The sequence below is a fragment of the Halarchaeum grantii genome (genome assembly GCF_014647455.2).
In the GTDB taxonomy this organism is placed as follows: Archaea; Halobacteriota; Halobacteria; order Halobacteriales; family Halobacteriaceae; genus Halarchaeum; species Halarchaeum grantii.
Genome location: NZ_BMPF01000001.1, coordinates 733,418 through 745,964, shown reverse-complemented (window position 1 = coordinate 745,964; position 12,547 = coordinate 733,418). Strand labels below are relative to the sequence as shown.

The following is a 12,547-nucleotide window of genomic DNA, read 5'->3' as shown; positions in this document are numbered from 1 at the left end:
CACCCGCAAAGCCGTTGTCACCGCGCCCGACGACCGGCAAGGCTATGGGGGCGCCGCCGATACGCACCGGTGATGGCGTCAGACGCCGCGGACACGTACGTCCACGAACCGGCGAACCCCGACAGCGACGCCGACGGCCTCTCGGAACGCCAGTCGTGGATACTCGTCGGCGTCGTCGCGTTCGCCGGCATCGTCGCGCCGGCCGTCGTCTACGCGTGGCCGCCCGCCTTCCTCGGCTTCGAGAACGCCTACATGGCCGCCGCGATGGTGCCCGCGCTGATTCTCGCCGTCGCCGCGCTCTGGTCCGTGCAGGCCTCGCGCACTTAGACGCGCTCGTCCGGGCCGACGAACGCCTCGCCCATCGGGCCGCCGCCCGCGAGTCGCGCGAGCCACAGCGCCGTCTCCGCCACCCGCTCGTCGTCGCCCTCGGGGCCGTACGCCGTGTTCGCCAACAACCCCCGGGAGCCGTATTCGGCGTCGAGGTACGCCGTGAACGCCTCGAGGCCCGCCTTCGACACCTGATAGCCCGGCGCTCCCGACCCGACGGCGGGGCCGAGCGCGCTCCCGACGTTCACGACGCGGGGCGCGCGCTGCTGGAGCAACAGCGGGAGGGCGTGCTTCGCGAGCACCATCGGTCCGCGAACGTTCGTCGCGAGCGCCCGGTCGAGTCGGGTCGCGTCCTCCGTCACGACGGTGTCCCGCCCCTCGTCGGGGCGGCCGAACTCCGCCGCGTTCACGAGCACGTCGAGGCGCTCCGTCTCGGCGTAGATGCCGTCCACAACCGCCTCGACGTCGCCCTCCTGTGTGACGTCGAGGAGGACGTGCTCACAGCCCTCGGGGACGTCGTCGCTCATCGACTCCGTCGCCGCGTACACGGTCGCCTCGCGCGCCGCCAACCCCGCCGCCACCGCGCGCCCCACGTCGGTCGTGGCGCCGGTGACGAGCGCGACCTGTCCCGTGAGGGCGTCCTGCGTCTCGGTCATACGCCGACGACGTGCCGCGCACCCAAGAGACTCGCGGACGCGCGGCGTCGAGCTATCGCGCTCGCGTTCGTCGCGGCTCCGCAGGAACCGCGTCATTCGCGCTTCCCGCCGGTCAGCGCTCGCCTTTTCGTGGTTCCTCGCTCGCGCTCGGCGCGACGGTTACTCGCGGGTCGTCCCTCCCCGCTCGTTTCTCCGTGGTTCCTACGGAACCACGGTCACTCCCGAGGGCCGCCGGCGTCCGGGTCCGCGTCGCCCGTGAGGTCGCGGCGAAGCGCGATGTCGAACCACGGGCAGAAGCGCAGCTGGCGGTAGTGGCGCGGGTTCTCCCAGAGGTCCTCGTAGTCCGCCCAGAGCACGCCGCCGACCTCGGCCTCGTCCGGGTCGAGCGTCGTGTCGTGGAGCGTCGCCTGCAGGACCGCGCAGACCTCCCACTCGACGCCCTCGTCGAGGTAGTGGCGCTTGTACTCGAAGCGGTCGGTGACCTCGAGGTCGTCGTACTGGTCGGGCGTCACGCCGAGCTCCTCCTCGAGGCGCTCCTCCGTCGCCTCGACCTGCGACTGGCCCTCGACGGGGTGGGAGGCGACGGTGCCGTCCCAGTGGGTGTCCCAGAGGCGCTTGCGCGCGGCGCGCTGCGCGAGGAGGACGCGCCCGTCCTCGTCGAAGAGCACGCAGGTGAACGCCCGGTGGCGGACGCCGTCGCCCGTGTGGGCGTCGAGGCGATTGACCAGCCCCTCGGGCTCGTCCGCGTTGTTCACCGCGATGACGTCTTGGCGCGCGTTCTCGACTTCCTCCGCCGTTCGGACGTACTCGCCCTCGCTCCCGGCGTCTGCGTCGCTCATGGGCCATGGGAGGGCGAGGCGCTACAAATGGCTTCGGACTTCCGTCCTCTCGGCGGGGACGAAGGCGACGCTTTTCCCGTCCGCGCGCGCACCACCACGCATGAAGGCCGCCGTCTTGCGCGAGTACGACGCCCCGCTCGCCATCGAGGACGTCCCCGAACCGACGCCGCCCGAGCACGGCGTCGTCGTCGACGTCGAGGCCTGCGGGGTCTGCCGGAGCGATTGGCACGCCTGGAAGGGCCACGGCGAGTGGGCGGACGACGCGGTCGAGCGCGGGCAGGTGCTCGGCCACGAACCCGCGGGCACGATCAGCGCCGTCGGTGAGCGCGTCACCGAGTGGGCGGTCGGGGACCGGGTCGCCGTCCCGTTCTCACTCGGCGACGGCACCTGCGAGCACTGCGTGACCGGGCACGGGAACCGCTGCTCCGACGGGTACGCGCTCGGCTTCGAGCCCTCGGTGCCGGGCGCGTTCGCCGAACGGGTCGCCGTCCCGCACGCCGACTACAACCTCGCCGCGCTCCCGGACGCGCTCTCCGCCCGGGACGCCGCCGCGCTCGGCTGTCGCTACGCCACCGCGTTCAACGGTCTCGTCGAGCGCGCGTCGGTCGGCCCGGGCGACCGGGTCGCCGTCCACGGCTGCGGCGGCGTCGGCCTGTCCGCCGTCCAGATCGCGGCGGCGCGCGGCGCGACCGTCGTCGCGGTCGACGTGCGCGAGGAACCGCTGGCGCTCGCCGCCGACCTCGGCGCGGCCGAACTCGTGGACGCGAGCGAAGACGGCGGACCCGCGAGTGCGGACGCGGCCGTTCGCGAGGTGACCGACGGCGGCGCGCACGTCTCCGTGGACGCCCTCGGGCGCGCGGAGACCTGTCGGAACTCCGCCCGCTCGCTCCGGCGGGGCGGCACGCACGTCCAAATCGGCCTCACGACGGACGCCGAGGCGGGCGAGGTGGCGCTCCCGACGGACGCGATGACGCGCGACGAACTCGACTGGGTGGGCGCGCGCGGCCTCAGCCCCACGGCGTATCCCGCGCTCCTCCGGTTCGTCGCCGGCGCGGCCGTCGACCCGGGCGCGCTCGTCACCCGCGAGGTGTCGCTCGACGCCGTGCCCGCCCGCCTCGCCGCGATGGACGACTACGGGACGGCGGGCGTCGAAGTCGTTACCGAGTTCTGAGAAACCTTCATCACGCTGACCGGTGTCCGTGCGCGTATGCCCGCTCGTCGGACCGTCGTCGCCGTCGTCGCCGTCGCCCTCGTCGTGTTCGCGGCCGTCGTCGGCGGCGCCGTCGTCCTCTTCTGGAACTTCACGCAGCCCGTCGAGGAGTCGTACACGCACGAGTACGAGTACCGCGCGAGCGTCACGCCGAACGCGACGCTCACGAACGCGACCCTCTACCTCCCCGTGCCCGCCGAGGCGAACGAGACGCGCGTCGGCGCGGCGGTCGTCGACCCCGGGAGCGTCCCGAACGCCAGCGTCACGCGCGACGCGAACCTCTCCTACGCGGTCGTCGACACCTCGGCGGGCCCGATGCTCGCCGTCACCGCCGCCCGCATCCCCGCGAAGACGCGCACCGTCTCCGACCCGACGCCGCTCCCGACCGGTGACGGTCCGACGACGACTGCCGACCCCGCCCCCGTGCCCGGAAACCACAGCGTCACCGACCCCTACACGGTGGTCGTGACGCTCCGCACGAACCACACCATCGACACGCGCTCGCCCGTCGGCGACGAACCGGTGCTCGTCCCGCGGCGGAACGCCGTCGAGGTGTCCTGCGACGACCCCGGCGCCGGCGACGCCACCTGCCGGCACGTCGAGAGCGCCGTCTACGCCGACTACGACGCGCCGGCGAACGCCAGCGTCGAGGTGTTCGTCTCGTTCACCGGCTCGAACTGGTGGTTCGCCGGCGGCTGGACGGGCAACGAGTACCACCAGTACGGGAGCGTCGAGCTGACCGGCTCGCACGACGGGTGGACGGCGGTGAACGTCACCGAGCGCGTCGGCTTCGGGACGTATCGCTAGCGCCCGGCGTCGCTGCTGCCGACGCCCGGAATCGCGACCTCGGCCTCCACTCTCGACATCGCGTAGGACGCGGTGACGACGAGCACGAGGTAGAAGACGGCCGCGAGGACGTAGGCGTTCGTGTACGCGAACGTCTCAGAGCCGATCGCGTCCGCCTGCGTGAAGATCTCCGGGACGGTGATGAACGTCGCGAGCGAGCTGTACTTGATGAGGTAGACGAGCTCGTTCGTCCACGACGGGATCGCGTACCGGAGCGCCTGCGGGAGGACGACGTGGCGGATGCCGCCGAGCTTGTCGAGGCCGACGGCGCGCGCCGCCGTCAGTTGGCCGGGGTCGACGCTCTCCACCGAGCCCCGGATGTACTCCGCCTGATAGGCCGAGGAGTTGATGACGAAGCCGATGATGGCGATCCAGACGGCCTGCGCGGGGACGATGCCCTGCCCGACGCCCGGCACCTCGCGGATGAACTTCGAGAGGAACGGCGCGCCGTAGTAGAGCAAGAAGAGCTGTGCGACGAGCGGCGTCCCGCGAATGAGCTCGATGTAGACGAGCGCGACGTACTTCGTGACGCGGCCGTAGACGCGCGCCGCCGCGAGCGGCACCGCGATGACGAGCCCGACGAGGGTGCTGATGACCGTCAGGACGACGGTGAGCCACGCCGCGACGGCGAGCTGCGGACCGTGCTGGCTCGCGAACCCGACCATCCCGACGGCCCAGCCGACGAAGTCGAAGCCGGTCGCGACGAGCGGGACGCCGTCCGCGACGGTGCCGAGCGTCGCGCCGAGCGACTCGGTCGCCGTGGCGAACGACTGCGGGACCAGCGGCTCCGTCGGCCCGACGACGACGCCGCCGAGCCACGAGTTCAGCCACCGGAAGCAGAGCCAGAGCCAGATCGCGCCGCCGATGGCGTACGTGAGGCCGCGCTCCAGGTCGGCGTGACGGCGCTCGCGTGCTGCGGACATCTACGACTCCGACCCGCCGCCGTGGAGGTCGGTGAGCCGGCGGAGGAACTGCTCGGTGCGTTCGTGTTGCGGGTCCGTGAACAGCTGCTCGGGGTCGCCGTGTTCGACGAGGCGGCCGTCCTCGAGGAACATGATGTCCGTCGCGACCTGCCGGGCGAACCCCATCTCGTGGGTGACGCAGAGCATCGTCATCCCCTCGTCGGCGAGCTCGCGCATCACGCCGAGGACCTCGCCGATGAGCTCGGGGTCGAGCGCGGACGTCGGCTCGTCGAAGAGCATGAGCTTCGGGTCCATCGCGAGCGCGCGAGCGATGCCGACGCGCTGTTTCTGCCCGCCGGAGAGCTCCGCCGGGTAGGAGTCGGCTTGGTCGGCGAGGCCGACGCGTTCGAGCTCGTCGAGCGCGCGCTCGTTCGCGTCCGCCTTCGACTTCCCGAGGACGCGACGCGGGCCGAGCGCGACGTTCTCCCGCGCGGTGAGGTGCGCGAAGAGGTTGAAGTCCTGGAAGACCATCCCGACCTGCCGGCGCAGCTCGTCGACGTCCATCGCCATGACGTCCTCGCCGTCGAGGCTGATCGTTCCGCCCTCGAACTCGGTGAGGCGGTTCACGCACCGGAGGAGCGTGGACTTCCCCGAGCCGCTCGGGCCGATGAGCACCTGCACGTCCTGTGCGTCCATCGTGAAGTCGATGCCGTCGAGGACGCGCTCGTCGCCGTAGCTCTTCTGGAGGTCCTCGGCGGTGAGGAGGTGGTCGGTCTCGCTCACTGTGAGGCACCCCCGCCGGGGACGCCGAAGGCGTCGTCCACGTAGTCGAGGACTCGGTTCCCGACCAGCGTCAACACGAGGTAGACGGCGGCCGCCGTCACGAACAACTCGGGCGTCGCGGTCGTCTGCTGCGGGATGAGGTTGTACATCTGGTAGAATATCTCCGTGTAGCTGATCGCGAACGCGATGCTGGTGTCCTTGAGGACGATCGTGTACTCGTTCTGGAAGCCGGGGACGAAGCGTCGGAGCCCCTGCGGGATCATCACGTGCCGGATGGCGCCGAGCTTCGAGAGGCCGACGGCGCGCGCGGCCTCCATCTGGCCGCGGTCGATGGACTGGAGCGCGCCCCGGAACACCTGCGCCTGATAGGCGGCGCTCCGGACGCCGAGCGCGGCCGTCGCGGCGACGAACGCCGGCGAGAGCCCGAGCCCGAAGTACGTGATGAACATGATGACGAGGATCGGCGTCCCGCGAACGGCGACGCCGGCCTTCCGGGCGAGCCACGCACTCCGCCGCCCGCCGTACACTTCGAGCACGCCGAGCGGGACGCCGACGAGGAATCCCGCGAGGAGCGCGGCCCCGGTGAGCTGGACGGCGGGCCAGACGCCCCGGAGGAGCGTGCCGAGGTTCTGCCAGACGTACGTCCAGTCGGACGTGGCGAGCGGCAGCGCGGCGGCGGTCATGGAGTTACTCGCTCGTCGTCGTGGTACCGCCGGAGGCGAACCACTTCTTGGTCAGGTCGGCGTACGTGCCGTTGTCTCGGACGGCCTCGAGGCCGCCGTTGAGCGCGGACTCGAGGTCGCCGTCGTTCTGGCGGACGCCGAAGCCGTACTGCTCGCCGGTGTCGACGGTCGCGGAGACGACGACGTCGCGGCTGTCGACGAACGTCTCGGCGACCGGCGTGTCGATGACGACGGCGTCGATGTTGCCGTTCTCGAGGTCGGAGACCGCGAGCGGGTATTTCGGGTAGGCGTTGTAGTTCGACTCCGCGAGCGTCCCCTCGTCGATGAGGTCCTGAATGAGGCCCTCGCCGGTCGTCCCGGACTGCGCGCCGACCTTGTGGCCGGCGAGGTCCTCGAGCGACTGCGGCTGGAAGCTCGACCCTTCGCGGACGAGGAGCGCCTGATTCGCGTCCCAGTAGGGGTTCGTGAACCCGATGGATTCCTTGCGCTTCTCGGTGATCGTCATCCCGGCGGCGATGGTGTCGATCTTGTCCGTGGTCAGCGCCTGGATGAGCGAGCCGAACTCGTACTGCTCCCAGCCCTGCAGGGTGTAGCCGTCCGCCTGCTCGACGACGGCCTCGAGGAGGTCGATGTCGAAGCCGACGAGCTCGCCGTCCTGTATCATCTCGAACGGCTGGAAGCCGGGCGCGGTGCCGGCGACGATCCGCGTCTGCTGCGTGCCGGACGTCGTGCTTCCGGTCGTCGTGCTCCCGGTCGTCGTACTGCCGTCGCCACCGCCGTTCGACGTACAGCCGGCGAGCGTGAGCGCCGCGCCGCTCGCGCCGAGTGCCTTGAGGTAACTCCGTCTGTCCATATCCACGCAATCGGCCGGGGTCTACATAAATTGCGGCAACTCCGGCGCCGAGTCGTTCGACGGCCGACACACACCAGACACGGAATTCGACGAACAACGAACCACCGTCTCGACGCAGTCCATAGGTTTTTGGCCCGCCGCGTCGCCGTAGTGGACATGGGATTGGACGAAGACGCGCTCGAGTACCACGAGCGCGAACCCCCGGGAAAGCTGGAGATAGCGACGACGAAACCGACGAACACGCAGCGCGACCTCTCGCTGGCGTACTCGCCCGGCGTCGCCGCGCCCTGCCGCGAAATCGACGCCGACCCCGAGAAGGCCTACCGCTATACGGCGAAGGGGAACCTGGTGGGGGTGGTGTCGAACGGGTCGGCGGTGCTCGGCCTCGGCGACATCGGCGCACAGGCCTCCAAACCCGTCATGGAGGGGAAGGGCGTGCTGTTCAAGCGCTTCGCCGACATCGACGTCTTCGACATCGAACTCGACCAGAACGACGTCGACGCCTTCGTCGAGTCGGTGGCGGCGATGGAGCCGACCTTCGGCGGCGTCAACCTCGAGGACATCAAGGCCCCCGAGTGCTTCGAAATCGAGCAGGGCCTCCGCGAGCGCATGGACGTCCCCGTCTTCCACGACGACCAGCACGGCACCGCCATCATCTCCGGCGCCGGCCTCATCAACGCCCTCGATGTCGTCGGGAAGGACATCGGTGACGTCGACATCACCATCTCCGGCGCGGGCGCCTCGGCCATCGCCTCCGCGAAGTTCTACGTCTCCCTCGGCGCGTCGAAGGAGAACATCACGATGTGCGACTCCACGGGCGTCCTCACCGAGGAGCGCGCCCGGAACGGCGACCTCAACGAGTACAAGGCCGAGTTCGCCCGCGACGTCCCCGAGAGCAGCCTCGCGGACGCGATGACGGACGCGGACGTCTTCATCGGCCTCTCCGCGCCCGACATCGTCTCCCCGGAGATGGTGCGCTCGATGGCCGACGACCCCATCATCTTCGCGATGGCGAACCCGGACCCGGAGATCGGCTACGAGGCGGCGAAGAACGCCCGCGACGACACCGTCATCATGGGCACCGGGCGCTCCGACCACCCGAATCAGGTGAACAACGTGCTGGGGTTCCCGTTCATCTTCCGCGGCGCGCTCGACGTTCGCGCCACCGGCATCAACGAGGAGATGAAGGTCGCGTGCGCGAAGGCGCTCGCGGAACTCGCCCGCGAGGACGTGCCCGACCAAGTGGTGAAGGCCTACGGCGACCAACCCCTCCAGTTCGGCCCCGAGTACATCATCCCGAAGCCCGTCGACCCGCGCGTCCTCTTCGAGGTCGCGCCCGCCGTCGCCGAGGCCGCCATCGACTCCGGCGTCGCCCGGAAGGACATCGACCTTGAGGCGTACCGCGAGCGCCTCGAGGCCCGCCTCGGCAAGAGCCGGGAGATGATGCGCGTCGTCCTCAACAAGGCGAAGAGCGACCCGAAGCGCGTCGCCCTCGGCGAGGGCGACGACGAGAAGATGATTCGCGCCGCCTCACAGATGGTCGAGGAGGGCGTCGCCGAACCCGTCCTCATCGGGGACGCGGACACCATCCACGCCACCATCGACGACCTCGGCCTCGCCTTCGACCCCGACATCGTCGACCCCGAGGAGGCCGACTACGACGAGTACGCCGAGCGCCTCTACGACCTCCGCAAGCGCAAGGGCGTCACGGAGAGCGAGGCCGCCGAGCTCGTCCGCCGCGACCCGAACTACCTCGGGAGCGTCATGGTCGAGAAGGGCGACGCGGACGCCCTCCTCACCGGCCTCACCCACCACTACCCGTCGGCGCTCCGCCCGCCCCTCGAAGTCATCGGCACCGCGCCGGACGCCGAGCACGTCGCCGGCGTCTACATGCTGACGTTCAAGAACCGCGTCATCTTCTGCGCGGACACCACGGTGAACACCGACCCCGACGAGGAGGTGCTCGCCGAGATCGCCGAGCACGTCGCCGCGCTCGCCCGGCGCTTCAACGTCGAGCCGCGCGTCGCGATGCTCTCCTACTCGAACTTCGGGAGCGTCGAGACCGAGGGCACGCAGAAGGTCGCGGCGGCTGCCGAACGCCTCCGCGATGACCCGACGGTGGACTTCCAGGTGGACGGCGAGATGCAGGCCGACACCGCCGTCGTCGAGGAGATCGTCGAGGACACCTACGACTTCACGGAGCTCGACGGGCCCGCGAACTGCCTCGTCTTCCCCAACCTGGAGGCCGGGAACATCGGCTACAAGCTCCTCCAGCGTCTCGGCGGCGCCGAAGCCATCGGGCCGATGCTCACCGGGATGGACGAGCCGGTCCACGTTATCCAGCGCGGCGACGAGGTCAAGGACATCGTGAACCTCGCGGGCGTCGCCGTCGTCGACGCGCAGGAGGAGGACGACGAATGAGCGACGACACCGGTGCCGACGCCACCTTCCTCCACACCTGCCTGAACGTCGCGGACGCCGAGCGCGCGGTCGCGTGGTACACCGAGCAACTCGGTTTCGAGGCGTCGTGGGGCTTCGAGGCCGGCGACACGACGAACCGCTACGTCGCCGACGAGGCCGGCGTCGAACTCCAGTTCTCCGAGACGGCGGGCGTCACGCCCGACGAGTCCGGTGACCGCTGGGACCACCTCGCCGTGAAGGTCGACGACGTCGACGCCGCCTTCGACGACATCGACCACCACGGCGTCGTTCAGGAACCCGAGAACAACGACACAGCGGGCGCGCGCACTGCGTTCGTCGAAGACCCGGACGGCCACGTCATCGAACTCGTCGGCCCGCTCGCCGAGGAGTAACGCCCGCTACGCGCTCTCGACTCGCGCGAGGAGTCCCGGGAGCGCCGCCGCGTATCCGGCCGCGTGCCGGAAGAACGCGAAGCAGACGGCGCGGGCGCTCGCGCGGCTGTCCATCACGTCCGCGTCGAGGTAGCCCTCGCCGGCCGCGACGAGCCGCGCGGGCTCCCCGGCGAGCCACGTGCCGAGCGCGCCGTCCCGGTCCGCGAGCGCCCCGACGCGTCGAACGACCCGCCGCTTCGCCTCGAAGAGCGCGGCGGGCGCGACGCCGTCCCGGACCGTCGACACGTCCGCCGCCACGGCGTGCTCGTAGCCCGCGAGGTTCGCCGCCGCCCGGAGCGCCGCGAGAGCGCCGAGCGCGTGCCAGCCGTGCTCGGCCGCGGTCCGCGCGAGATGCGCCTGCTCTGCGACCGCACCGCGCGGGTTGTCGAGGCGGCGGTAGTACGCCGCCACCGCCGGGTCGTCGTACCGGTCGGCGAGCGCCCGTGGGCGCCCGCGTGGCGGCGCGTCCGACTCGATGCGCGACAGGAACGCGTCCCGGCGCTCGTCGAGGGCGCCGACGACGGGCGTCGCCCCATCGGACAGCCCGCGTCGGTACTCCCGAGCGTAGTGGCGGCCGGCCGTCGCGTGCATCCGCGCCTTCGCGGCCTGCCGATAGTGGGTCCCGACTCGCTCCGCTCGGCCCGCCCGCGACGCCGGGGGGTCGCGGTCCGTCTCGCCGTCGTGCTGATCGACCGCCAGCCACGCGAACCGGAGGGCGCGCTCCGCCCACCCGACCTGCGCGAGATAGTCGCGGGTCTCGTCGGCGCGTCGCGGCGTCTCCGCGCCCGCGTTCGTCAGCGACGCCCGCGCGTCCCGAGCGCGCTCGCGGGCGCCAGCCGGGTCGTCGAGTCCGAACCAGCCCCGCAGGTAGCCGAGCGCGAACCCCGCGTACGACACGCGACTCCGCGCGAACCCGTAGTCCATCGACGCCGGCGCGTCCGCGCTCTCCGCGAGGAACTCCCGGACCGACGGGACGCCCGCGCCGACCCGTACGCTGACGTCCTCGGGAAGCGCGTCGCCGTCGTCGGCGCGCGCGTAGAGCGGTTCCGCCGCCGTCACGAGGCCGTCGAGGTGCGCGCGGAGCGCGAGCACCTGCGCGTCCGTCGGCTCGTTCGGCCGGGGCGTCGCGGGCATCGAGAGGTGCGCGCGACGGACCGACGTCACGCCGTCCGTCGGTCCGGCGGGGAGCGATGCGCACCCCGCGACGGCCGCGACGCTCGCCGCGCCGATACCCGCGAGTAGCCGCCGGCGCGAAAATCGTGTGGAGGGCATCGTCGAATCCGAGGTACGCCGACGACCAAAATAGTTGTCCACGCGCGAGACGCCCGCGCCCGCCCTGTCGTCGCCCGAGTCCCTCAGTCCCCGGCGTGTCGGTTCGCGCGGCTCGGCGGCGGGATCTGGGGCTCGTCCGCCTCGACGTCGGGGAGCGTACACTTCGCGGGCTCGTCGTTGACGTGCCCGTACTGCTCGGGGGCGTTCGCGAGGGCGTGCGCGGGGTTCTCCCCGCTCGGGAGCTCGGCGGCGCGGAGCTTCCCGAAGCCGGCGATGCGCGCGCGGATGCCGCGCCAGTGGTTCGCGGCGCCGCTCGGGACGGTGACGTCCCGGAGCGGGCGATAATCGGGGCCGCGCGCGGCGAGGACGGCGAGGTTGACGTCCGCCGCGAGGTCGCTGTGGTCGACGAGGACGCCGACGTTCGCGTCCGCCGGCGCGCGGTGCGCGAGGACGTCGAGACCGAGGTGGAGCGCGCGGTACTCCGCGACGTTGTTGTCGGGCGCGGCGTCCGGGAGCGCGAGGCGCGCGACGCGCTCGCCGCTCCGCGTCTCGACGACGACACCGAGGCCGCCCCCATCGGGGGCGAACGACCCGTCCGTCGCGACGTAGTAATCGCGTCGGTGCGTGTGGGGGTAGTGTGCGATATGCGGGGTCGGTGAGTCGTCGAACAGCTCACGCAGCCGGTGGCGGCCCACGGTGGCCATACTCGTGGGTACCTGACGCTCGGACTTAAACCGTGCGCCGATTCGGGCCGTCCCACAACTACTACTACGGTCTCCGCCGACTGGTCACTATGGGACTCACCGCACGCGAGCTGATGACGACGGACGTCGAGACCGTCGCGCCCGACGACGAGATCGGCGAGGTGCTCACGAAGCTCTCCCGACGCGACTTCACGGGCTTCCCCGTCGTCGAGGGGAGCGAACTCGTCGGCATCGTCACCGAGCACGACCTCGTCGACATCTTCCAGCCGAGCGACCGCACGCTCTACGTCCCGTTCGGCTTCCCGCCCTTCCTCGAGAGCCTGACGTACGCCCTCGACCTCTCGTGGGACGAACTCGACGTCGAACTCGACCTCGCGAAGAACGCCGGGAAGCCGATCCGCGAGGTGATGACGACGGACGTCCGGACGGTCACGCCCGAGGCGACCCTCGACGACGTGCTCGGCGTGCTCGCCGATGAGGAGGAGGACGTCAATCGCATCCCCGTCGTCGAGGACGGGCACCTCGTCGGGATCGTCACCAGACAGGACGTCCTGCGCGCCGTCCACCGCGAGCGGACGGGCGACGCGGCGTAACGCGCTCGACGCGGCATCCATCGTGGG

At 71.2% G+C, this 12,547-nt stretch carries 14 protein-coding genes; 6 read left to right on the top strand and 8 right to left on the bottom strand.

The genetic code is table 11. The features are described 5' to 3' along the window. Positions 1 to 72 precede the first annotated feature (72 nt). Positions 73 to 327, top strand: a complete 255-nt coding sequence (locus IEY12_RS04045) for a DUF7977 family protein (protein ID WP_188879295.1) — start codon at positions 73 to 75, stop codon at positions 325 to 327. Here IEY12_RS04045 and IEY12_RS04040 read toward each other — a convergent pair. Together IEY12_RS04040 and IEY12_RS04035 are read right to left on the bottom strand one after the other, a co-directional pair. Next, positions 324 to 983: an SDR family NAD(P)-dependent oxidoreductase gene (locus IEY12_RS04040; RefSeq protein ID WP_188879293.1), complete on the bottom strand. Its 660-nt coding sequence runs from the start codon at positions 981 to 983 to the stop codon at positions 324 to 326. The genes IEY12_RS04045 and IEY12_RS04040 overlap by 4 nt on opposite strands. Before the next feature lie 215 nt (positions 984 to 1,198). Next, the gene (locus IEY12_RS04035) at positions 1,199 to 1,822 is read right to left on the bottom strand and encodes an isopentenyl-diphosphate Delta-isomerase (protein WP_188879291.1); all 624 of its coding nucleotides are present in this window, start codon (positions 1,820 to 1,822) and stop codon (positions 1,199 to 1,201) included. A 100-nt stretch (positions 1,823 to 1,922) separates the two neighbouring features. Between IEY12_RS04035 and IEY12_RS04030 the strand changes: the two genes are divergently transcribed. Beyond that, a complete protein-coding gene (locus IEY12_RS04030; protein ID WP_188879289.1) occupies positions 1,923 to 2,993 on the top strand; it encodes an alcohol dehydrogenase catalytic domain-containing protein in 1,071 nt (356 codons plus the stop codon). Between the two features lie 36 nt (positions 2,994 to 3,029). Next, positions 3,030 to 3,839: a hypothetical protein gene (locus tag IEY12_RS04025; protein WP_188879285.1), complete on the top strand. Its 810-nt coding sequence runs from the start codon at positions 3,030 to 3,032 to the stop codon at positions 3,837 to 3,839. Here the strand turns inward: IEY12_RS04025 and IEY12_RS04020 are convergent. Genes IEY12_RS04020 through IEY12_RS04005 form a run of 4 tightly spaced genes read right to left on the bottom strand, consistent with a single transcriptional unit; the run spans position 3,836 to position 7,099 of the window. Further along, positions 3,836 to 4,801, bottom strand: coding sequence for an amino acid ABC transporter permease (locus tag IEY12_RS04020; RefSeq protein ID WP_229870904.1), 966 nt, complete (start codon positions 4,799 to 4,801; stop codon positions 3,836 to 3,838). The genes IEY12_RS04025 and IEY12_RS04020 overlap by 4 nt on opposite strands. Beyond that, positions 4,802 to 5,563 carry an amino acid ABC transporter ATP-binding protein gene (locus IEY12_RS04015; RefSeq protein ID WP_188879283.1) on the bottom strand — a complete coding sequence of 254 codons (762 nt, stop codon included), beginning with the start codon at positions 5,561 to 5,563 and terminating at the stop codon, positions 4,802 to 4,804. Further along, on the bottom strand, positions 5,560 to 6,246 hold the full coding sequence (locus IEY12_RS04010; protein WP_123075372.1) for an amino acid ABC transporter permease: 687 nt from the start codon (positions 6,244 to 6,246) through the stop codon (positions 5,560 to 5,562). The genes IEY12_RS04015 and IEY12_RS04010 overlap by 4 nt, the downstream gene beginning before the upstream one ends. Before the next feature lie 4 nt (positions 6,247 to 6,250). Further along, positions 6,251 to 7,099 carry a transporter substrate-binding domain-containing protein gene (locus tag IEY12_RS04005; RefSeq protein ID WP_188879281.1) on the bottom strand — a complete coding sequence of 283 codons (849 nt, stop codon included), beginning with the start codon at positions 7,097 to 7,099 and terminating at the stop codon, positions 6,251 to 6,253. 156 nt (positions 7,100 to 7,255) lie between these two features. On the opposite strand from IEY12_RS04005, the gene IEY12_RS04000 reads away from it, so the two are divergent. Together IEY12_RS04000 and IEY12_RS03995 are read left to right on the top strand one after the other, a co-directional pair. Beyond that, positions 7,256 to 9,520 (top strand): NADP-dependent malic enzyme, encoded by a 2,265-nt coding sequence (locus tag IEY12_RS04000; RefSeq protein ID WP_188879275.1) that lies wholly within the window; start codon positions 7,256 to 7,258, stop codon positions 9,518 to 9,520. Then, positions 9,517 to 9,912 (top strand): VOC family protein, encoded by a 396-nt coding sequence (locus IEY12_RS03995; RefSeq protein ID WP_188879272.1) that lies wholly within the window; start codon positions 9,517 to 9,519, stop codon positions 9,910 to 9,912. Before IEY12_RS04000 ends, IEY12_RS03995 begins: the two co-directional genes overlap by 4 nt. A gap of 6 nt (positions 9,913 to 9,918) precedes the next feature. Here IEY12_RS03995 and IEY12_RS03990 read toward each other — a convergent pair whose 3' ends face one another. Both IEY12_RS03990 and IEY12_RS03985 read right to left on the bottom strand, forming a co-directional pair. Then, a complete protein-coding gene (locus IEY12_RS03990; protein ID WP_188879269.1) occupies positions 9,919 to 11,223 on the bottom strand; it encodes a hypothetical protein in 1,305 nt (434 codons plus the stop codon). Between the two features lie 83 nt (positions 11,224 to 11,306). Then, entirely contained in the window at positions 11,307 to 11,927 is a 621-nt protein-coding gene (locus IEY12_RS03985) for a ribonuclease H family protein (RefSeq protein ID WP_188879251.1), read from the bottom strand. 89 nt (positions 11,928 to 12,016) lie between these two features. On the opposite strand from IEY12_RS03985, the gene IEY12_RS03980 reads away from it, so the two are divergent. Then, complete coding sequence (locus IEY12_RS03980) at positions 12,017 to 12,520, top strand: CBS domain-containing protein (RefSeq protein ID WP_188879233.1); 504 nt, start codon at positions 12,017 to 12,019, stop codon at positions 12,518 to 12,520. Positions 12,521 to 12,547: the final 27 nt, after the last annotated feature.